The organism is Marinobacter alkaliphilus (genome assembly GCF_055394375.1).
Window position 1 is genome coordinate 903578 of record NZ_AP043751.1, and the last position, 23073, is coordinate 926650.

The window sequence follows — 23073 nt, forward strand, 5'->3', positions numbered from 1 at the left end:
CTGCCGTGACAGACGGTCCGCATCTGCGGTCACATACGGTAACCTGTACCCTCAGGATTGACTCGGACACCAGACAAGGAATCCCATGGCGGCCTCACCCTCCATCGAACCCGGCTTTCATGCCATCCACGCCAACCACCTGGAAGACCTGCGCCGCGCCGTGGTCTATATCTGCCGGCAGAACCCCATGCCGCCGCTGCAGAGCGAGACCTTTCTTGTTCAGAGTAACGGCATTGCCCAGTGGCTGAAGCTGGCGCTTGCGGAGAAGCGCACCGACGATGGTGTGGAAGGCGGTCTTGGCATTGCCGCGGGTATGGAATTCCTGTTTCCGGCCCGCTTTATCTGGCAGGCCTACCGGGCGGTACTGCCCGACGGTGAGGTTCCGGAACAGTCCCCCTTCGACAAATCCCGGCTAGTCTGGCGGCTTTATCGCTTGCTGCCGACGCTGGTGGGGCAGGACGACGCCTTCACCCCCCTGGCGCGATTCCTGGACGGCAGCGATACCGACCTGCGCAACTTCCAGTTAGCCGAGAAAGTGGCGGACCTGTTCGACCAGTACCAGGTGTTCCGTGCCGACTGGCTGGCTGCGTGGGAGCAGGGCAAGGATGTGGTGATCACCGCCCGGGGCGAAGAAAAGGCCCTGGATGCGGAAACCCTCTGGCAGCCGATGCTCTGGCGGGCGCTGGTCGAAGACGTCGGCAGTGAAGCCCACACCAGCCGCTCGCAAATCCACACCCGCTTTATGGAGCAGGGCCAGCGCATCAGCCAACCCGCCAATCCGGGGCGCCTGCCCAAACGGATCGTGGTGTTTGGGGTGTCGTCACTGCCCCGGCAAGCGCTGGAAGCCCTGTACGTCCTGAGCCGGTTCAGCCAGGTGGTGCTGTGCGTACACAACCCCTGTCAGTTTTACTGGGCCGACATCATCAGCGACCGGGAGCTGCTGAAAGCCGAACGCAAACGGGGCGCCGCGCACCCGGTGTTGTCGCAGATTGACGATCCGGACCAGCTGCACCAGCACGCCAACCCGCTGCTGGCGGCCTGGGGCAAGCAGGGCCGGGACTACATTCGCCTGCTGGACGAGTTCGACAACCCGGACGACTACCGCGCCAGCTTCCAGACCCCGGGGCAGAAAATCGACATCTTCACCGACCATGGCGATGTGGATAACCCCTGCCTGCTGCACCAGTTGCAGAACGATATCCACAACCTGACACCGCTGCAGGAAATCCGCCAGCAGCAACGCACGGTGGATCTGTCCCGTGACCATTCCGTAGTGTTCCACGACGCCCACGGCCCCCAGCGGGAAGTGGAAATCCTGCACGATCAGCTGCTGGCCGCCTTCAATGCCGACCCCACGCTGCGGCCCCGGGATGTGATCGTGATGGTGCCGGATATCAATGTGTATGCGCCCCATATCCAGGCGGTGTTCGGCCGCTATTCACCCGGCCGCAAGCGCCACATTCCGTTCACCATTTCCGACCAGGGCCAGCGCCACCACGAACCGGTGCTGATTGCCCTGGAAACCCTGATGTCGCTGCCCCGCAGCCGCTTTGGCGTGAGTGAGATCATCAGCCTGCTGGAAGTGCCCGGCATTCGCGACCGCTTTGATATCAGTGAGGATGAAATTCCCCTGGCCCGGCGCTGGGTGGAAGGCGCCAACATCCGCTGGGGCCTGCACGGCCAGCACCGGGCAAGCCTGGACCTGCCGGCAGAGCTGGACCGCAACACCTGGCAGGCCGGCCTTCGGTCCATGCTGCTGGGCTACGGCATGGGCGATGACGAGCCCTGGGGTGGGGTGGAACCCTATGGCGAAATTGGCGGCCTACAAGCCAGCCTGGCGGGGCGTCTGGGCGAGTTCGTGCACCAGCTGGAAACCCTGTGGCATGCACTGCAAACCACCCGCACTCCGGAGCAATGGGAAGCCCTGTTCTCCGCCATGCTCGAGCAGTTTTTCCACAAGGTGGAAGGCCAGGACCTGCTGTTGCTGAACCGCTTCCGCCGCCAACTGGAGCAGTGGCTGGAAGATGCCCTCGCCGCAGGCCTTGGTGATCAGCCACTGCCCCTGAACATCGTCAAGGATGTGCTGCTGCAGGGCCTGGACGAAGGCGGTCTGAACCAGCGCTTCCTGGCCGGCAAGGTCAACTTCGCCACCCTGATGCCGATGCGGGCCATTCCGTTCCGCAAGGTGTGCCTGCTGGGTATGAACGACGGCGACTACCCCCGCTCCCGGCCACCGGTGGATTTCGACCTGATGGCCCAGGACTATCGCCCCGGCGACCGTTCCCGCCGGGAAGACGACCGATATCTGTTCCTGGAAGCCCTGCTGTCCGCCCGGGAACAGCTGTACATCAGCTGGGTAGGGCGCAGTATCAAAGACGACTCTGAACGGCCACCCTCGGTACTCATCGGCCAGTTGCAGGATCACCTGGACAGCCTGTGGGCCGTGGCAGGCAAAACGGACAGCTCGGTTACCCAAGCCCTGACCACCCAGCACCCGCTGCAACCCTTCAGCCGGGACTACTTCCCGAAAGCCAATGGCGTCGGCGAAGGCGAAGAGGCCCGGCCCAGGCCGCTGGCCGAGGTGCTGCAGGCCCGTGGATTGTTCACCTACGAACGGGAATGGCGCAGCGCCCACGCTGTGGATAACTCTGAGCAGAGCCGGGAAGCCCTGCCATACCAGGCTCCGGAAGAACCCATCAGCCTGAACGATCTGGCAAACTTTCTGAAAACGCCCATCGACACCTTCTATCAGCGCCGGCTGCAGGTGCGCTTTGAAGACGTGGAAGACGAAGACACCGACAACGAAAACTTCGACCTGAACGGTCTGGACCGCTGGCGCCTGGATAACGAGCTGATTCAGCACAGTGTGCTGAAAGCCGCCAGCGAGGAAGAGCTGCACGAACGGCTGGCAACCAGCCTGGACCGCATGGCCCGGCGGGGTGACCTGGGTATGGGCGTCACCGAACATCGCCTGCGCACGGAACTGGCCGGCCGGTTGCCGGACCTGTTCGAACGCTATCGGGGCGCCCTGGCGGAATGGCCGGAAGTGGTGGCCGAGCCTTTACCCTTCGAGTTTCGCTATTCAGGGGATCCTGGCTCGGTTGAGGTGGCGGATTTAATCGACAACCTGCGTTGTAATCCACAAGGGCAGTTGTGCCGGCTGGTGATTGCCAGTTCCGGCCTGCTCACCGGCTCCGGTTACTCGAAGAAAGTGCGCTACGCCAACCTGCTGAGGGACTGGCTGATTCACCTGGCCGGCCAACTCAGCGACCAGCCCTTTGAAACCCTGATCCTCGGTAAGGAAGAAGGCCGTAAATTCTACTTCCCGGTCATGGCCCCGGAGCAGGCAAGAAAACATTTCGAAGCCATTCTGGGCCGCTGGATGGAAGCCACCACCCGAGCCTTGCCGCTGCACTGCGAGGCCGGCTTCGCCTGGATCACCAGCTACTACGGTGGCAAGAAATTTGTCGGCGACCACGAACGGGCCATCAGTGAAGCGGAACAGGCCTATACCACTGCCCTGGACCGGGACACCGGTTACCTGCTGGGCGCCTTCGAAAGCCCCGAGGCGCTGATGGCCAGTGGTGAGTTTGAAGCCCTGCTGCACCAGCTTTATGTCCCCTTGTGGGAAGCCGAACAGGGCAAGTCGGCGGCGGATCAAATCGGGAGCATGGAATGACCGACCAGATGACCAATCGAAACCCGAACCTGGACCCGCTGGCCCTGCCCCTGAACGGCAGTGCGCTGATCGAAGCCAGCGCCGGCACCGGCAAAACCTTCACCATCGCCATCCTGTATGTGCGCCTGGTGCTGGGCCATGGCCAGGCAGCAGACAGCCCGCTGCAGAACCTGCTGCCGCCGAACCTGCTGGTGGTGACCTTTACCGACGCCGCCACCAAGGAGCTGCGAGACCGCATCCGCACCCGGCTGACCCAGGCCGCCGAGGTATTTTCCGAAGCCGCTGACCACCTCGAACCCACCCCGGAAACCGCACTTATCCACAAGCTGCGGGATGACAGCTACCCGGACCCGGCCAGTTGGCCCGACTGCCGCAAGAAGCTGCTGCTGGCCGCGGAATGGATGGACGAAGCCGCGGTATCCACCATTCACGGTTTCTGCAATCGTATGCTCAGCGAACACGCCTTCGACAGCGGCAGCCTGTTCAAGCTCACCCTGGAAACCGACCAGAGCGAACTGCTGGACGACGTGGCCCGGGACTACTGGCGTACCTTTGTCTACCCGCTGCCGCCGGCGCTGATGGACGAAGCCCTGAGCCACTGGAAAACCCCCCCCGACCTGCGCAAGGCGGTGCGTAACCTGATTGACGACCCGGCCGCCCTGGGCACACCGCCAGAGAGTGTCCACCAGGCCATCAACCAGGTGGTCAGCGAACGGCTGGCACGGGCCGATGAATTGAAGGCACACCCCTGGGCCCAATGGCAGCAGGAAGTCACCGACTTGCTGAACGACCTGAACAAAGGCAAGCGTCTGCACGGTGGCAGCAAGAACGCCATGCTCAAGGTGTGGGAGTTCCTGATCGCCTGGGCCGAATCCGACGAGCTGCTGCCGGAGAAGCTGGACAGCGCCGCCGGTTACAAAAACCAGACCCCCGAAGGCCTGGATAACATCCTGAAAGGGGACGAGCCCGGCCCCCATCACCCGGCCTTTGACGCCATCGAAGCCTTGCTGGAATTCGGCCAGAACCCGCCCAGCGCCAAGTCCGACATCCTGCGCCACGCCAGCCACTGGATTGCCGAGCGGCTGGAAGCGGAAAAGCAGCAGCGCTCGGAAATGGGCTTTGATGACCTGCTCACCCGCCTGGATGACGCCCTGCATGGCCCCCGGGGCGACCAGCTGGCGGCCACCATCCGCCGCCAGTTCCCGGTGGCGCTGATCGACGAATTCCAGGATACCGACCCGGTGCAGTACCGCATCTTCAACCGGGTCTACAACGTGGAAGCCAACAGCCCGGACACTTGCCTTCTGATGATCGGTGACCCGAAACAGGCCATCTACGGCTTCCGGGGCGCCGATATCCACACCTACCTGCAGGCCCGGCTGGGTGTGCAGGCCCGCACTTACACCCTGGGCACCAACTTCCGCTCCGCCAAGACCATGGTCAGCGCCGTCAACCGGGTGTTCGAGCACAGCGACCAGCACAGCCCGAAAGGGGCCTTCCTGTTCGGCAAGGGCGACAGCACCCCGCTGCCATTCCAGGGCGTAAAGGCCAACGGCACCAAGCGGCTGTGGGCCGTTAACGGAGAGGTTCAACCCAGCCTGGCGTTCTGGACCCACGAGTCCGATGAAACCGACAAGGAAGGCAACCCCAAAGGCCTGGCCAAGGGCACCGCCACCGCCGAGGTGGCCGAAACCTGCGCCAGTGAAATTGCCCGGCTGCTGACTCTGGGCCAGGCCGGACAGGCGGGCTTTGTGCTGGCGGATAACCCGACGGATCTCGAGCCGGTGAAGCCCAAAGACATCGCCGTGCTGGTGAACAACCGCAACGAAGCGGCCGCGGTGCGGGATTCCCTGGGCCGCCGGCGCATCAAAAGTGTGTACCTGTCGGACCGGGATTCGGTGCTGACCTCCCGGGAAGCCAAAGAAGTGCTGTGTTGGCTCCGGGCCTTCGCCGAACCCCGGCAACTGGCGTTCATCCGCACCGCCCTGGCCACACCCACCCTGGGTCAGAGCTGGCAGGCACTGGATCGGCTGCTCACCGACGAGCTGATACTGGAGCGGGAAATCGAGCGCTTCCAGTGCTACCAGCAACAGTGGCAGAGCCAGGGCGTGTTGCCTATGCTGCGCAGCTTTTTGATGGACTTCGAGGTGCCGGGCCGCCTGCTTCAGCGCCCGGACGGTGAGCGAAGACTGACTGACATCCTGCACATTGCCGAACTGCTGCAGCAAGACAGCCTGCAACTGGATGGCGAACATGCACTGGTGCACCACTTCACCCAGATCCTGCGGGCAGCGGATGAGGAAGACGAACACCGTACCCTGCGTCTGGAAAGTGACGCCGGGCTGGTGAAGGTGATCACCGTGCACAAATCCAAGGGCCTGGAATACCCGCTGGTGTTCCTGCCCTTTGGCACCGCCTTCCGGGCAGAAAGCCAGAAGCAGGCGTACGTTCGCTACCACGACGACACCGGCAAGCTGGTGACGGTGTTCGACCCAACGCCGGAAGACATCGAACAAGCCGACCAGGAACGCCTGGGCGAAGACATCCGCAAACTCTACGTGGCCCTGACCCGGGCCCGGTTTACCACCTGGGTGGGCGCAGCGGCTGTGGATAACTGGCACCAGAGTGGCCTGGGCTATGCGATTGCCGGAACACCGGAGCAGCCCATCAGCCAGGCCCTGGCCCCGCTGGCGCAAGGCCGCCCGGACATCCGGATTACCCCACTGCCGGAGGCCGAAAGCACGATATTCACCGAAACCGCCCCGGAAGCCCTGGGGCCAGCCCTGGTCTCCACCCGGGAAGCGAAGGAAGACTGGTGGATTGCCAGTTACTCCACCATCGAATACACCGGCATGGCAGGTACCGGCATTACGTTCACCGGCGAGGTGGAAGACGCCCAGACCCAGAACCTGCTGGAAGAAAGCGCCCAGGAGCATGTGGAAGAGGCACCCGCCGTGCCCGCCATACGCAACCACCACCATTTCCCCAAGGGCGCCGGCCCCGGCACCTTCCTGCACGAATTGCTGGAGTGGTGCACAGCCCAGGGCTTCCAGCGGGTTGTGGATAACCCCGAGCTTCTACACGAGCAGCTGGCCCGCCGTTGTGGCACCCGGGGCTGGGGCGACTGGGTGGAACCCCTGCAACAGTGGCTGCTGGCGCTGATCCGGAAACCGCTGAAGCTGGACCGGGAAGGGCAACAAAGCGCCAGCCTGGCGCAACTGGACAGCCTGCGCCCGGAACTGGAATTCTGGTTTGAAAGCCGCAACGTCAGCATCCGGCAACTGGATGCGCTGGTCACCCGTTATACCCTGAACGGTGCCGATCGGCCCAGGGCCGAGGTAAACCGCTTTAACGGCATGCTCAAGGGCTTTATCGACCTGGTGTTTGAACACAAGGGGCAGTATTACGTGCTGGACTACAAATCCAATGCTCTGGGCGAGGACGACGACGCCTACACCGACCAGGCCATGGGCCAGGCGATTCTGGATAAACGCTATGACCTGCAATACATCCTCTACCTGCTGGCCCTGCACCGGCTGCTGAAGGCCCGACTGCCCGGCTATGACTACGACCAGCACATCGGCGGCGCGGTGTACCTGTTCCTGCGCGGGGTGAATTCCGCCAGCGGCGGGGCGTTTACCGACAAGCCACCCAGAGCGCTGATTGAACAACTGGATGCCCTGTTCGATGGCGAGCCGGTGTCCGGGGAGGTGGCCGCATGAGCCGTACCCGCCATACTGAAAACCAGTTTGCCCTGGACCTGGGCGACGACACACCGGTGAACACAACGGCAACGGAACCGCGTGAGCCTGTGGATAACTCACACCTCCTGGCCAGCCTGAACGAAACCGAGGCCCTGTTAGGGCAATGGCAAAAGGCCGGCTGGATTCGCCCGCTGGATACCGGCTTTGCCCGGCTGATCCGGGAACTCAGCGTAGAGCAGGGCGAAAGCCCGCAGCCGCTGGTGCTGCTGTTGGCGGCGCTGACCTCCCATCAGGTGGGCCGGGGCCACGTGTGCATCGACCTGGCCACGCTACTGGACGATGCCGGCCATACTCTGGCGCTGCCGCCGGAAGAACCGACCCATACCGGTTTGTCCGAAGCCGAGGCGGCCCACCTGCAAGGGATTTATCCACAGGAGCTGCTGGCTCGTTTTCAACTGGCTGATTGCCTGGCAGCCCTTCAGGGTTCCCTCGCCGTGAGCGATGGCTCGGTACCGACCCCGCTGGTGCTGAACGGCACCCGGCTGTACCTGCGACGGTTCTGGCGTTATGAACAACGCATTGCCGACGGCATCCGGCAACGACTGGCCTTGCCATCGCCGCTGGCAGACCCGCAATCAGTGGCCGCGAAAACCTTATCCACAGCCCTCAACACGCTGTTCCAATCCACCGAACCGGTGGATTACCAGAAACTGGCCTGCGCCCTGGCTGCCCGGAACCGCTTTGCAGTGATCACCGGCGGCCCGGGTACCGGCAAGACCACCACGGTAGTGAATCTTCTGGCGGCCCTGCAGGCGGTGGCCGGGGAAAGCCCGGAACGGGCAGGGCGTAAGTTCCGTATTCGCCTGGCCGCACCCACCGGCAAGGCCGCCGCCCGCCTGAATGAATCCATTGGCGGCGCCGTCAGCAAGCTGCCGCTGGCAGACCTGCCCGGCACCGTGCAACTGGACGACATTCCCACCAAGGTCACCACACTGCACCGGTTGCTGGGTAGCCGGCCCGACACCCGCCAGTTCCGCCACAACCGGGACAACCCGCTGCTGGTGGATATCCTGGTGATCGACGAAGCCTCCATGGTGGATGTCGACCTGATGGCCTCGGTGTTCGACGCCCTGCCCGCCAGCGCCCAACTCATCCTGCTGGGCGACAAAGACCAGTTGGCCTCGGTGGATGCCGGCGCGGTGCTGGGCGAGCTGTGCCAGCGGGCCTTCGACGCCCACTACACCCCGGACACCGCCAGCTGGCTGGCCGCCATCACCGGTGCCCAGGTACCGGCCAGCCTTGTGGATAACTCGGGCCAGCCACTCGACCAGGCCGTGGCCATGCTGCGCAAGAGCTATCGTTTCGGGCAGGACAGCGGTATCCGGCAGTTAGCAGAAGCCGTTAATACCAGCGCTCTGACGAGCACCGTGCTCAAGCAAATTCGTGACGCCGAGTTTGAGGATGTCATCTGGCTGAACGGCCACACCCCGAAACCCGCCCCGGAACAGACGCTTGAGCTGATCTGCCGCCACGCCATCACCGGCACCCCGGAGAGCTTCCGCAATGCCGGGCAGGGGCGGGTGGTCAATGGCAAAACACTGCCTTCGCCGGTGGGCTATCGACATTACCTGGAAGTTATCCACAGCTCCAGTTTAACCGCCGAAAGTCCGCGGGAAGCCTGGGATGCCCACGCCTCAAACGTGCTGGAAGCCTTCAACGACTTCCAGGTACTGTGTGCGTTACGAAGAGGGCCCTGGGGCGTGGAGGGCTTAAACCAGCAAATCGCTCAAAAGCTGCTGGCTGAAAAACTGATCGACAAAACCGAAGGCTCGTACGCCGGCCGCCCGGTGCTGGTGACTGGTAACGACTACAACCTGGGCCTGATGAACGGAGATATCGGCATCACCTTCAGTGTGCCCTGGGACAGGACCGCCACTGGTGAGCCAAAAGACACCTTGCGGGTGGCCTTCCCGAGTGGTGACAGCACCGGCGGAATCCGCTGGATTTCCCCCAGCCGTCTACAGCAACTGGAAACCGTTTACGCCATGACGGTGCATAAGTCCCAGGGTTCGGAGTTCAACCACACCTGCCTGGTACTACCAGATCGCCTGAGCCCGGTGCTCACCAAGGAACTGGTGTATACCGGCATCACCCGGGCCAAGAACTGGTTTAGTCTGATTACCGGCGACGCTCAGGTGTTCAAAGACAGTGTGGGGCAACAGGTGGTGCGGGCGTCTGGTCTGGCGCTTCGGCTAACGGAGTAAGGGTCCCGGGGTTCAGCGGGGGAGGCCTTTCCAAAACACTGAACACCCAAGTCAGATGCGACAGTGAGGGGGAAGGCCCTTCCAAAACCTTGCGGAGCCATGGATGGCGGAGCAGAGCGTACACGGACGTATTCACAGCGTGTTTTGGAAGGGCCTTCCCCCTTACTGTTCGCCACTGCGATGTTGCTGCTCCCAAAGATGCGCATAGTGCCCACCTGCAGCCAACAGCTCATTATGACTTCCGCTTTCCACAATCCGGCCGCCATCCATCACCAAGATGGTATTAGCATCTCGAATAGTAGAGAGGCGATGGGCAATCACCAAGGTGGTTCTCTGCTGACTGACTTCTTTCAAGGCTCCAAGTATCGCCTGCTCGGATAACGAATCCAGCGACGACGTGGCTTCGTCCAGAATCAATAACGGCGGGTTCTTCAGAATCACCCGGGCAATCGCAACCCGCTGTTTTTCGCCACCGGACAACTTCAACCCCCGCTCGCCCACTTTAGTTTCGTAACCTTCCGGAAGGCTGTGGATAAAGTCTTCCAGGTGGGCCATGCGCGCGGCCCGGTGTACTTCTTCCTCGGTCGCTTCGGGGCGGCCGTAGGCCAGGTTTCGGTAAAGCGTGTCATTGAACAATACGGTGTCTTGGGGAACCACCCCGATAGCGGAGCGTAAGGAGTCCTGGGTGACCTCACGGATGTCCTGACCATCAATCCGTATGGAACCGTTATCCACCTCATAGAACCGGAACAGCAAGCGGGCGAGGGTAGACTTGCCTGCACCGCTGGCGCCGACCACTGCCACGGTATGGCCGGCGGGAATGGTGAAGTTCACATCCTGCAGAATGGGGCGGTCTGGCCGGTAGGCGAAATGGATGTGCTCGAACCGTACCTCGCCGTTATCCACAGTCAGGGGCTTGGCATCCGGGGCATCCTGGATGGCTGGTTGATCGCCCAGCAGTTTGAACAGGCGCTCCACGTTCACCAGGGCCTGGCGGATTTCCCGGTAAACGAAGCCCAATGCGTTCAGGGGGATGAACAGCTGGATCAGGTAGGCGTTGATCATGGTGAAATCGCCCAGGGTAATCTCGCCACTTGCCACTTCGCCCACCGCCATGGCCATGATGACAATTAATGCCACGCCGATGATCAGCGCCTGACCGGCGTTCAGGGTGGCCAGAGACAATCGGTTCTTCAGCCGGGCCTTTTCCCACTCGTCCAGGTCCTGGTCGTACAGCTTGGCTTCGTAGCGTTCGTTGTTGAAGTATTTGACGGTTTCATAGTTCAGGAGGCTGTCGATGGCCCGGGAGTTGGACTGGTTGTCCCTTGCGTTGGCTTCCCGCACGAACTTGGTTCGCCACTCGGTGATTTTGATGGAGAACACCACATACACCACCACCGCCACCAGAATGGCCAGCACGTAACCCACATTGAACACCACCAGCAAGATGGCCGCTACTAGCAGGATTTCCAGGATGGTGGGCACAATGTTGAACAGGGTAAAGCGCAGCAGGAAGCTGATGCCGTTGGTACCCCGTTCAATGTCACGGGCCAGGCCACCGGTTTTTCGGTCCAGGTGAAAACCCAGCTCGCGCTGATGCAGGTGTTCAAACACTCGCAAAGACACCCGCCGCATGGCCCTTTCCGCCACCCGGGCAAACACGGCATCCCGCAGTTCGCTGAACAGGGTGGCACCAAAGCGCAGGCTACCGTAGGCCACGACCAGCACAACCGGAATCCACAGCAGCATGTCGGCGCCGCGATTCTGGTCCAGATAATCGACGATGTATTTCAGGGCGACCGGCGTGGCGACGGTGGCCAGCTTGGCCAGTACCAACATCGCCACAGCCAGCGCGACCCGACCCCTGAATTCCAGAAGGTAAGGCCACAGACCAGAAATGATCGACCAGTCGGGCTTATGATCGGCAGGGTAGTCGTTGTCGGCGTAGGCGCGCACTCTGTCTTCCTTCGGTTTCGGAGAAGTCGAACGCACGGGTGGGTGGGCCTGCCAGGACACGCTGTAAATACATCCATGTACGCTCGGCAAAAGCCATCCCTGGCTTTTGACGGTCCTGGCAGGCCCACCCACCCGCGCGCTCTTACGTAGCTGTATGATAGGTCTTGTCAGGAGAACAAACCGTATTGAAGCTGGAGTCTACAGCAGCTAACACCTTGGAGGCACATTATTAACACTCGTCACCGTAAGGCCCTGAAACTCGTCATAGAGTTTATCAGCCCCTACCGCCGCGCCGTGGCCGGGGCACTGCTGGCACTGGTTATCACTGCCGGCATAACCCTGGGTCTGGGCCAGGGCCTGCGCATTCTGGTCGATCAGGGCCTCGCCACGCAATCACCGGAAAACCTGGCCAAGGCCATTGGTCTGTTTTTTGTTCTGGTGCTCGGCCTGGCCTTTGGTTCGTTTGCCCGATTCTACCTGGTGTCCTGGATTGGCGAACGGGTGGTGGCGGATATTCGCAAGAAGGTGTTCAACCACCTGATTGATCTGCACCCTGGCTTTTTCGAGCAGAACCGGGCGTTGGAAATCCAGTCCCGGTTTACCGCCGACACCACGGTGCTGCAATCAGTGATCGGCTCCACGGTGTCCATTGCCCTGCGCAATACGCTGATGCTTATCGGCGGGCTGATTTTGCTGTTTGTCACCAACGCCAAGCTGGCGGCCATCATTCTGCTGGGGTTCCCCCTGGTGATTGCGCCGATCCTGTTCTTCGGCCGCCGGGTTCGGCAGTTGTCGCGGCTGAGCCAGGATCGGGTGGCGGATGTAGGCAGTTACGTGGGGGAGAACCTTTCCCAGATCAAAACCGTTCAGGCCTTCAATCACCAGCCCCACGACCGGCGGTTTTTCTCGGAGGTGTCCGAGAAGGCGTTCGACATTGCCCGCGAGCGCATCCGGCAGCGGGCGTGGCTGACTACTCTGGCGATTTCCCTGGTGATGGGGGCGGTCGGCATTGTGATCTGGATTGGCGGGCTGGATGTGATTCACGGCCGGATAAGCCCCGGTGAACTGGCGGCATTCGTATTCTACAGCCTGCTGGTTGGCGTTGCGGCGGGGGCTATCAGTGAGGTGATTGGTGAACTGCAACGGGCAGCCGGGTCTGCGGCCCGTCTGTTTGAGCTGCTGCAGACCGAGCCGGCGTTTGTTCGGGAAGGGGAGAACCGGTCTTTTGCCGGCCCGGTCACCGGCGAGATCACCATCGAGCATCTGGGCTTCAGTTATCCTGGCCGACAGGCCCAGCCGGCGATCTCGGATCTGTCGCTGCATATTCGCCCCGGGGAAACCCTGGCCCTGGTTGGTCCTTCCGGTGCCGGCAAGTCCACCCTTTTTGACCTGTTGCTGCATTTCTACCAACCGGACTCCGGGCGAATTCTGATCGACGGGTTAGACACCGCCGAGCTGTCTTTGGAAGCGCTAAGACGCTGCTTTGCCCTGGTGCCCCAGAACCCGGCGTTGTTCCACGGCACCGTCGCGGACAACATTCGCTATGCCCGCCCCGGCGCTGAGCAATCCGAGGTGGAGCAGGCAGCGAGGATTGCCCATGCCGACGAGTTTATCCAGGCACTGCCACAGGGCTACGACACGCCGTTGGGCGATGCCGGGCTGGGGCTGTCAGGCGGGCAGAAGCAGCGCCTGGCCATCGCCCGTGCGCTGCTGGCGGACGCCCCGATTCTGTTGCTGGATGAAGCCACCAGTGCCCTGGATGCCCAGAGCGAGCATCTGATCCAGCAAGCCATGCCGGCGCTCACCGCTGGGCGTACCACACTGGTGATTGCCCACCGGCTGGCCACCGTCAGAGACGCTGACCGCATCGCCGTACTGGAACAGGGTCGGCTGCTGGCGGTCGGCAGCCACGATGAACTGATGCGCGATAACGAACTGTACCGGCGCCTGGCCAGCCTGCAGTTCCGAGACGAAGCCGCAGACACGGACAATGGTCGGTTTGTGTGTTGAGTGCGTACTCCCTACACTGTTAAGAGAATTTCTCAATCCTGAACCAGGGAGAACAGCAAAGTGAGCAATAAAGAATTGCAGGCACTCAAAGAGCGATACGTCGCTGCGGGCGCGGCAAGCCCCAATGATCAATTTGCAGATCACGCCCTGAACGCAGAAGTCTGGGACGCAGACGGCAAGCGCATGATCGACTTCGCTGGCGGTATCGGCGTGTTGAACATCGGCCATCGGCACCCGAAAGTGGTCGAGGCTGTTAAAGCCCAGCTCGACAAGCTGATGCACACCTGCCAGACGGTGATGCCCTATGAGGGCTACGTGAAACTGGCGCAAAAACTGAGTGAAGCCGTACCCGTCAAAGGCCACGGCAAAGTAATGCTGGCCAACTCCGGGGCCGAGGCGCTGGAAAACGCGGTCAAGATTGCCCGTGCAGCCACCGGCAAGAACAACGTGATCTGCTTCGATGGCGGCTACCACGGCCGTACCTTCTTCACCATGGCCATGAACGGTAAGGCTGCCCCTTACCAGACCTCATTCGGCCCCATGCCCGGCCTGGTGTACCGCGCGCCTTACCCGGTGCCTTACCACGGTATCACCGAGGAAGACGCCCTGCGTGGCCTGGCAATGACCATGAAAGCCGATTCCCCGGCCCACGAAACTGCCGCCATCGTACTGGAGCCGGTTCTGGGCGAGGGTGGTTTTTATCCCGCCCCGACCAGTTTCCTGAAAGCCCTGCGCAAAATCTGCGATGACAATGACATTCTGCTGATTGTCGACGAAGTGCAAAGTGGCTTTGGCCGCACCGGCAAACTGTTCGCCATCGAACACAGCGGCGTTGAGCCGGACATCATGACCATGGCCAAATCCATGGCTGATGGCATGCCGATCTCTGCCATTGTCGGCACCGACAAAGTGATGGACTCCTCTGGCCCGAATTCCCTCGGCGGCACCTATACCGGTAGCCCCACTGCCTGTGCAGCAGCTCTGGCGGTGTTTGATGTCATCGAAGAGGAAGATATCCTCGGCAAAAGTCAGCGCCTGGGCGACAAGCTGAGGGCCCGGTTCGACCAGTGGCAGGAGCAGTTCACTCACGTGGATAACGCCCGTAACATGGGGCCGATGGCCGCGTTTGAGCTGGTGGAAAGCAAGGAATCCCGCAAGCCAATGCCAGAGCTGGTAGCGGCGATAACCAAGAAAGCCAAGGAGAAGGGCCTGATACTGCTCAGCTGCGGTATGTACGGCAACACTCTGCGGTTCCTGATGCCAGTCACCATCGAAGATGAGGTACTGGAAGAGGGCCTGAACATTGTTGAGGAATGCCTGAAGGAGGTGGGTGCCTGATATTGGCGCTTTCTTTCAGTTCCAGAGAGCCGGGCTTGTGCCCGGCTTTTTTATGACAGTCTGAAGGTCACTCTTATTGATACCTGCACAATGACCGGGACCGGTGTGAGGTAGTGCTCTCCAAAACTGTGCGGAGCCATGGATGGCGGAGCCCAAGCGCCACATGGATGTGCCGCAAGGAGCGTGTTTTGGAGAGCACTACCTCACAGCGGGCCTTGCAGGATCTTCGAAAGGCGGAGATTTCCAGTCGCTCAGACAGTCGATGTGACCAAAAAATATACCCTTCCTGTGCCTACGCCCCTTTTATCTGCTCCAAGGATGTGTTGGCTAATCATTGATCATTGCATGTTGTGAGTATCAGCCCGTTTGAACAAAAAACCGACAACCGAGGCTGATCCCAAATGCACCACAACAATGACAACACAGGAGCATGCAATGATCTCACTCTCCCGATTGGCAACCGGTGCCGCGCTCGGACTGGCACTGACATTGCCAACGCAACAGGCCCAGGCCGGAGCCTTTGTGCATCTGTTTGAATGGAAATGGAGCGACGTCGCCCAGGAATGCGAAAACTTCCTGGGCCCCAAAGGGTTCAGTGCGGTTCAGGTATCACCGCCCCAGGAGCACATTCAGGGCAGTGCCTGGTGGACCCGGTATCAGCCGGTGAGTTACCAGCTTAACAGCCGCAGTGGCGACGCCAGCGCGTTTGCTGATATGGTCCAGCGCTGTAACGCGGCCGGCGTGGATGTTTACGCCGATGCGGTCATCAACCATATGGCCAATGGCAGTGGTACCGGCACTGCGGGTTCAGCGTACAGCTCAACCTCCCTCAGTTATCCGATTTACAGCAGCAATGATTTTCATACACCCTGCGGCATCAATCCGGAAGACTACGGCACCGATGCCTGGCGGGTTCGGAACTGCCAGCTGGTAGGGCTGCCCGATCTCAACACCGCAGACAATTACGTTCAGGACACCCTAGCCGGGTATCTGAACCAACTGACCGCACTTGGTGTGAAAGGTATCCGAATCGACGCTGCCAAGCATATGTCGCCGTCGGATATCAGTGGCATCCTGAACCGGGTGAACAATCCACTGTATGTCTTCCAGGAAGTGATAGACCTGGGCGGGGAGGCGGTGAGTGCCGGCGAGTACACCGGGCTTTCCGATGTTACCGAATTCCGCTACAGCGCGGCTATTGGCGACGTGTTCAAGAATCAGCGCCTGGCCAATCTCAACGGGTTTGGCGAAAGCTGGGGTTTCCTGGCCGGTGCTGATGCGGTGGTGTTTACAGACAACCACGACAATCAGCGGGGCCATGGTGCCGGTGGCAGCAATATCGTTACCTACAAGGATGGCGGCCTGTATAACCTCGCCAATGTGTTCATGTTGGCCTGGCCCTATGGATATCCGAAGGTGATGTCGAGTTACAGCTTCTCGGATGGCGACCAGGGACCACCCGCCCAGGCGGTTTACCAGAATGGTAGCGCACAATGTGGCGGCGCCTGGATTTGTGAACACCGTTGGGACTCGATTGCCAACATGGTGGCTTTCCGCAACGTGACGGATGGTTCCGGCGTCAGCCATTGGTGGGATAACGGTAATAACCAGATCGCCTTCAGCCGTGGCAACAAGGGCTTTGTGGCCATCAACCGGGAAGGGAGTACCCTGGCTCGAACCTTCACGACCGGCCTGCCCGACGGTCACTATCGTAACGTAGCCGGTGGCGGTAGCTGCGCAACCGTGCAGGGTGGGCAGGTGAGCCTGTCAGTGGCGCCCATGGAAGCGGCGGCCCTGCATGTTGGCGCTGACTGTGGTGGCGATGAAGGAGACAACGGCAACGGTTCAGACGGGGAGCAGGCCAGCGTCACCTTCCAGTGCAGCAACGGCACCACGGACTGGGGACAAAGTGTCTACGTTACCGGCAATCATGCCACCCTGGGCAACTGGTCACCTGCGAATGCGCTGAAACTGGATCCAGACAATTATCCAACCTGGTCCGGGAGCTTCGACATGCCTGCGAACACGCCGTTAGAGTGGAAGTGCATCAAACGCAGCGAGTCAGACCCGGATGCCCAACTGGTGTGGCAAAGCGGCGCCAATAACCAGGTGCAAACCGGCGCGGCGGGCTCATCCATCAGCTCGTCCGGTAGCTTCTGAGTCCGGTTACGTTCGGCCTTCAATTCGTCGTATACTGCCGGAAGCTCTTTCCGGCAGTGCCTTTTCAGGCGCCTGCCGTCGATTCATCGATAGGCGGTAACCATGACGTCCCAGACTAACCCTTCCGTTCCCGACCACAAACCCAGACCGTGGGTTGACCTTCTGGTCAGTATCATCATTCCCTCGGTCATACTGATGAAGTTCAGTGGTGACGAGCATCTTGGCAGTGTCAACGCACTGGTCATTGGCCTCGCGTTTCCTCTTGGCTGGGGATTGTTCGAGCTCATCCGTTACCGCAAAAAGAACTTCATTGCCCTGCTGGGCCTGATCAGCGTTGGCCTGACTGGCGGTATCGGGTTACTGGAGCTGGACGCCGGCTGGCTGGCCATCAAGGAGGCGGCAGTACCGGCAGTGATTGGTCTTGCGGTATTGATATCCACCCGGACCAAGTACCCACTGGTACGAACGCTGCTGTACAACCCGAACATTCTGGATGTGGATAAGATCCACGCCTCGCTGGAAGAGAAGGGCTGTGTTGACGAGTTCGAGGCGCGGCTGCTCAACGCCAGCTATTTCTTTGCCGGTACCTTCCTGTTCTCCTCGATCATGAACTATGTGCTGGCCAAGTGGATCGTGGTCAGCCCCTCGGGCACTCAGGCGTTCAACGAAGAGCTTGGACGGATGACCCTGGTGAGCTATCCGATGATCGCCATTCCCTCAATGATCATGATGATGCTGATCTTCTACTACCTGTGGCGCACCATCCGCCGCCTGACCGGGTATACTCTGGAAGAGGTGATGGCTCAGCACCTGGTGGAGAAGGAAAAAGAGAAGGAACAGAAACGCGCGGAATCCTCGAAGTAATCTCTCGGAATAAAAATTCCTGACTGATAACAAAAAACGGTGGCCCCGTCGGGTACCACCGTTTTTTTTATGCCAGTCTGTCAGTGTGGTTACACGTCCAGATTGGTCACTTCCAGGGCGTTGGTCTGAATGAAGATCCGGCGCGGCTCCACGTCATCACCCATCAGGGTGGTGAAGATCTGGTCGGCAGCGATGGCGTCTTCAATGGTGACCTTCATCATGCGGCGACTTTCCGGGTCCATGGTGGTTTCCCACAGCTGTTCCGGGTTCATCTCACCCAATCCCTTATAGCGCTGGATGTTCAGACCACGCTGGGCCTCTTTCATCAACCAGTCCAGAGCACCCTCAAACGACAACACCACCTGCTTGCGCTCGCCACGCTGCACGTAGGCACCCTCGTCAATCAACCCCTCCAGGGTCTCACCCAGGCGGGCAATGGCCTTGTAGGAGGATGATTCAAAGAAGTCATGGCTGAAGATGTGCTCATGGGGAATACCATGCACATAGATGGTAACCATCGGCAGATACAAGCCACGCTCTTCGTCCCGGGTAACCGAGAATACGTATTTGGTGCCGGTGCGGGTATCCAGTTCAAGACCATCACCCAGATGTGCAACCCACTTGGCAACCGCCGCCTCGTCTTTCAGCTGCTCCGGCTTGAGGGTGGTGTTGTACACCATCTGCTGCAATACCTTCGCGGGGTAGGCGCGGGACAGGCGTTCGATCATCGCCATCACCGCCTGGTAGTCCTTGACCATGGTTTCCAGGGCGGAATCCTTGATGGCGGGAGCCTCCGGATTCACGAACAGCTGAGCGCCGTCCAGGGCAGTCTGGGTGAGGTAGGCTTCTTTCGCCTTCTCGTCTTTCAGGTACTGCTCCTGCTTGCCGCGCTTGACCTTATACAGGGGCGGCATGGCAATGAACACGTGACCGCGCTCGATGATTTCCCGCATCTGGCGGAACAGGAACGTAAGCAGCAGGGTACGGATGTGCGAACCATCCACGTCCGCATCGGTCATGATGATGATCGAATGGTAGCGCAGCTTGTCCGGATTGAACTCTTCCCGGCCGATGCCGCAACCCAGTGCGGTAATCAGGGTACCCACTTCCGCAGACGACAGCATCTTGTCGAAACGGGCTTTCTCCACGTTCAGGATCTTACCTTTCAGGGGCAGGATGGCCTGGGTTTTACGATCGCGACCCTGCTTGGCACTGCCACCCGCAGAATCACCCTCCACTATGAACAGTTCGGACAGGGCGGGGTCTTTTTCCTGGCAGTCCGCCAGCTTGCCGGGCAGACCGGCGATGTCCAGGGCGCCTTTGCGGCGGGTCATGTCCCGAGCCTTGCGGGCGGCTTCCCGCGCCCGGGCTGCTTCAACCATCTTGTTGACGATCAGCTTGGCCTCGTTCGGCTGCTCCTGCAGGTACTCGGCAAAGCTCTGGTACAGTTCCTGCTCAACGGCGGTTTTCACCTCAGAGGAGACCAGTTTGTCCTTGGTCTGAGAGGAGAATTTCGGGTCGGGTACTTTCACACTGATGATGGCGGTGAGGCCTTCACGGGCATCGTCGCCGGTGGTGGCTACCTTGGCCTTTTTGCCCAGACCTTCATGATCGATGTAGTTATTCAGGGAACGGGTCAGGGCGGCGCGGAAGCCCGCCAGGTGCGTACCACCATCCCGCTGGGGGATGTTGTTGGTGAAGCAGTAAAGGTTCTCCTGGAAGGCGTCGTTCCACTGCATCGCCACTTCAACCGAGATGCCGTCTTCTCGATCACGGGTGAAATGGAACACCCGGTTAATTGGCGTCTTGTTGGTGTTCAGGTGTTCTACGAAGGCCCGCAAACCACCCTCATACTCGAACACTTCTTCCTTGCCACTGCGTTCATCGGTCAGGCGAATACGCACGCCGCTGTTCAGGAACGCCAGTTCCCGCAGGCGCTTGGCCAGGATATCGTAGTGAAACTCAATATGGGTAAAGGTTTCCGGTGAGGGAATAAAGTGCACCTTGGTGCCGGACGCTTCTGTTTCACCCACTTCTGCCAGGGGTGCGTTAGGTACGCCGTGGGTATAGGTCTGCTCGTAAACCTTGCCCTCACGCCGGATCGTCAGGGTCAGGGTAGAGGACAGGGCATTAACCACCGAAACACCCACACCGTGAAGACCACCGGAGACCTTGTAGGAGTTGTCATCAAACTTACCACCAGCGTGCAGAACCGTCATGATGACTTCGGCAGCGGAAACACCCTCTTCTTCGTGGAGATCCACCGGAATGCCGCGGCCATTATCTTTAACGCTGATAGACTCGTCAGGGTGAATAATGACCCCGATCTCGGAACAGTAGCCAGCCAGAGCCTCATCGATGGAGTTATCCACCAATTCAAAGACCATGTGGTGCAGGCCGGTGCCGTCATCGGTATCACCGATGTACATGCCCGGGCGCTTACGCACCGCATCCAGTCCTTTCAGGACCTTGATACTGGAGGAATTGTAGTTCGATTCACTCATTAATGAGACTCCTGAAGGTGATACTGGCGAGGTTCAGCGGAAAACGGTACACGCCGCCAATGCCAGTCTATTCTTCCGTCAATTTTCCATGTTCCACGTGGAACATTCTGTATTCCGGTGCATCACGGTCGCCCCAGAGCACGTCAGGTTCCGGATGCTCAATAGAGGTGATAAACACCTGACAACGCAAATCCTGAAGCTTATGCGCCAGCATGATCCGATGGCGCACATCCAGTTCGGCATTAATGTCGTCCAGCAGGAAAGTCACCTGCTTACCCAGATCACTCAACACCTTTCCCTGGGCAATTTTCATCAGAATAACCAGTGTCTTCTGCTGCCCCCGGGAAAAGGTTTCTGCAACCGGCCGACCACCTAACTTGAGACGGATGTCTGCCCGATTAGGGCCATACAACGTATGCCCCATACGGCGCTCCTGCTCCCGGTGGCTTGCCAGTATATCCACTAGCGAGCGGGACCGATCCCAGCCCGGATAGAACTCAAGTTTCAGACCTTCCGTCCAGCTGGCATCCAGCTCCTGCAGCACCGAATCGAACGCCGCTTTGAACTGCCTGAAAACCTGCTCTCTGACATCGCTCAGGGTTTCCGCCAGGGCACCGAACTGACTGTCCCAGACCCGGAGCAGAGATTCGTCCAGTCTACCATTTCTGAGCGTTTGATTCCGCTGTGATGTCACTCTCTGGCACTGTTGCCACATTACCGAAAAGGAAGGTTCCACGTGGAACACTAACCAGTCCAGAAACTGCCGCCGTTTTCCGGGACCACCAGCCACAATGTCGAATACCCCTGGGTCAATCACCGACACGGGCAAATGCATGGCCAGGGATGACAAACTGCGTACAGCTTCGCCATCAACCCTTAACGCTGTTTCCTTGGCAGATACATCCCGGGATATTCCCAGCCGATGGGCGATGCCGGTGCTGCCTTCCGCCGTACCACTTTGGTCCTCATTATTGCTGAGCCCACTGTCCAGAGCGCCAAACACCGTTAACTTGCTGTGACCATGGCTGACCACCGCCTGATGCCGACTCACCCGAAAAGACCGCCCCAATCCCAGATAAGCAATCGCTTCCAGGGCACTGGACTTACCACTGCCATTAGCGCCGTACAACAGATTAAAGGAAGGTGAAAAACCGACAGGGTCCGGCGCCAGGTTTCGGAAATTCTGGGTCTGGAGTTTCACAAGCGCCATAAAGGAGGAATTCTCATCACCGGGGTCGGAGCATAAAAAAAGGTTCATCGCGGGTTAGCGTGAAAAAGTAGGAGACGGCGGTCAAACCGGTTAGTTTTGAGTTCGCCAAAACAACAAACCTGACCGACTCACCGCCGTCCCTATGAATGCTAATCCTCTTGCCCTGTTCTGGGAAGGATTCACGATAGAATCGTATGCCCAGATTGACGCTCAATCTCTGCTCATCCGACTGCAACCTGCCGACGATTACTTGCCATGCTGCAGTGGTTGTAATCAGCACACGCTTGCCATCCATGACATCAGCACCCGACGAGTCCGAGAACGCGACCTGTTCCAATACCGCGTCTGGCTGGACGTGCCAGTTCGCCGAGTTCGTTGTACGACCTGTGGCCCCAAGCTTGAACAGATTCGCTGGTTACCAGGGCGACAGCGTCTGACGGCAGGCATGGTCAGTTGGATTGAATCCCTGGTACGACTGATGCCGATCCAACATGTGGCAACGCTGCTAGGGTTGCATTGGCATACGGTCAAGGCCATCGACCATCGGCGCCTCAAACGAGAAGTGACTGAGCCAGATAAACGCCGGATTCGTCGACTGATCATGGATGAGTTCGCCTTGTTCAAGGGACACCGCTACGCCACCGTGGCGATTGATGCGGATACTCAACAAGTCCTCTGGGTTGGAGAAGGCCGCAGTCGAGCAGCGGTACGCCCCTTCTTTGAATGGCTGGGGCCGGAAACCTGTGGCCAGATCGAAGCCGTGGCGATGGATATGAATACCGCCATGGACCTGGAAGTTCAGCACCACTGCCCACAAGCACGGGTGGTCTATGACCTGTTCCACGTTGTAGCAAAGTTCGGACGGGAAGTGATTGACCGTGTCCGGGTCGATCAGGCCAATCAGCTTCGACACGACAAGCCGGCTCGCAAAGTAGTGAAACGAAGTCGCTGGCTGTTGCTCAGAAACCGAGGCAACCTCAAGGACGAGCAGGCTCTGAAGCTCGAAGAACTGCTGCAAGCCAACCAGCCCCTGATGACTGTCTACGTCCTGAAAGACCAGCTCAAAGAGCTCTGGTACGCTCCCTCAGAGGCCGATGCCAGACAACGCTGGCAAGACTGGCTAAATCTGGCTATGAGTAGTGGGCTGGCCCCCGTGCAGCAGTTTGCCAGGCGCCTCAAGGGCTACGTCGACGGCATTATCGCCAGCGCGGTCTACCGGTTGAACACCAGTGTGTTGGAGGGAATGAACAACAAGATCAAGGTGATCAAGCGGGTGGCCTACGGCTACCGGGATAACGACTACTTCTTTCTGAAGATAAAAGCAGCATTTCCCGGTAAAGCGCGATGAACCTAAAAAAAGGCAATGCCGGAACACGACATTGCC

11 protein-coding genes are annotated in these 23073 nt (G+C 59.9%); 8 read left to right on the plus strand and 3 right to left on the minus strand.

Annotation, left to right across the window (positions count from 1 at the left end; all coding sequences use genetic code 11):
• Nucleotides 1-85: 85 nt before the first annotated feature.
• Genes recC through recD form a run of 3 tightly spaced genes read left to right on the plus strand, consistent with a single transcriptional unit; the run spans nt 86 to nt 9647 of the window.
• The gene (gene recC, locus ACZ5Q2_RS04175; protein WP_061331413.1) at nt 86-3679 is read left to right on the plus strand and encodes an exodeoxyribonuclease V subunit gamma; all 3594 of its coding nucleotides are present in this window, start codon (nt 86-88) and stop codon (nt 3677-3679) included.
• Entirely contained in the window at nt 3676-7401 is a 3726-nt protein-coding gene (gene recB, locus ACZ5Q2_RS04180) for an exodeoxyribonuclease V subunit beta (protein ID WP_061331414.1), read from the plus strand. Before recC ends, recB begins: the two co-directional genes overlap by 4 nt.
• On the plus strand, nt 7398-9647 hold the full coding sequence (gene recD, locus ACZ5Q2_RS04185) for an exodeoxyribonuclease V subunit alpha (RefSeq protein WP_432210434.1): 2250 nt from the start codon (nt 7398-7400) through the stop codon (nt 9645-9647). The genes recB and recD overlap by 4 nt, the downstream gene beginning before the upstream one ends.
• A gap of 162 nt (nt 9648-9809) precedes the next feature.
• Here recD and ACZ5Q2_RS04190 read toward each other — a convergent pair whose 3' ends face one another.
• Entirely contained in the window at nt 9810-11603 is a 1794-nt protein-coding gene (locus ACZ5Q2_RS04190) for an ABCB family ABC transporter ATP-binding protein/permease (RefSeq protein WP_061331416.1), read from the minus strand.
• Nucleotides 11604-11855: 252 nt separating this feature from the next.
• Between ACZ5Q2_RS04190 and ACZ5Q2_RS04195 the strand changes: the two genes are divergently transcribed.
• From ACZ5Q2_RS04195 to ACZ5Q2_RS04210, 4 genes are all read left to right on the plus strand, one after another.
• Nucleotides 11856-13613: an ABC transporter transmembrane domain-containing protein gene (locus ACZ5Q2_RS04195; RefSeq protein ID WP_061331417.1), complete on the plus strand. Its 1758-nt coding sequence runs from the start codon at nt 11856-11858 to the stop codon at nt 13611-13613.
• 60 nt (nt 13614-13673) lie between these two features.
• Nucleotides 13674-14951, plus strand: coding sequence for an aspartate aminotransferase family protein (locus ACZ5Q2_RS04200; RefSeq protein ID WP_061331418.1), 1278 nt, complete (start codon nt 13674-13676; stop codon nt 14949-14951).
• 435 nt (nt 14952-15386) lie between these two features.
• The gene (locus tag ACZ5Q2_RS04205) at nt 15387-17111 is read left to right on the plus strand and encodes a carbohydrate-binding module family 20 domain-containing protein (RefSeq protein ID WP_230713286.1); all 1725 of its coding nucleotides are present in this window, start codon (nt 15387-15389) and stop codon (nt 17109-17111) included.
• A gap of 102 nt (nt 17112-17213) precedes the next feature.
• Entirely contained in the window at nt 17214-17975 is a 762-nt protein-coding gene (locus tag ACZ5Q2_RS04210) for a VC0807 family protein (RefSeq protein WP_152436930.1), read from the plus strand.
• Between the two features lie 89 nt (nt 17976-18064).
• Here ACZ5Q2_RS04210 and gyrB read toward each other — a convergent pair whose 3' ends face one another.
• Together gyrB and recF are read right to left on the minus strand one after the other, a co-directional pair.
• Nucleotides 18065-20479, minus strand: a complete 2415-nt coding sequence (gene gyrB, locus ACZ5Q2_RS04215; protein WP_152436929.1) for a DNA topoisomerase (ATP-hydrolyzing) subunit B — start codon at nt 20477-20479, stop codon at nt 18065-18067.
• Nucleotides 20480-20546: 67 nt separating this feature from the next.
• Nucleotides 20547-21689: a DNA replication/repair protein RecF gene (gene recF, locus ACZ5Q2_RS04220; protein ID WP_230713288.1), complete on the minus strand. Its 1143-nt coding sequence runs from the start codon at nt 21687-21689 to the stop codon at nt 20547-20549.
• 142 nt (nt 21690-21831) lie between these two features.
• Between recF and ACZ5Q2_RS04225 the strand changes: the two genes are divergently transcribed.
• Nucleotides 21832-23037: an ISL3 family transposase gene (locus tag ACZ5Q2_RS04225; RefSeq protein WP_011785425.1), complete on the plus strand. Its 1206-nt coding sequence runs from the start codon at nt 21832-21834 to the stop codon at nt 23035-23037.
• Nucleotides 23038-23073 lie beyond the last annotated feature (36 nt).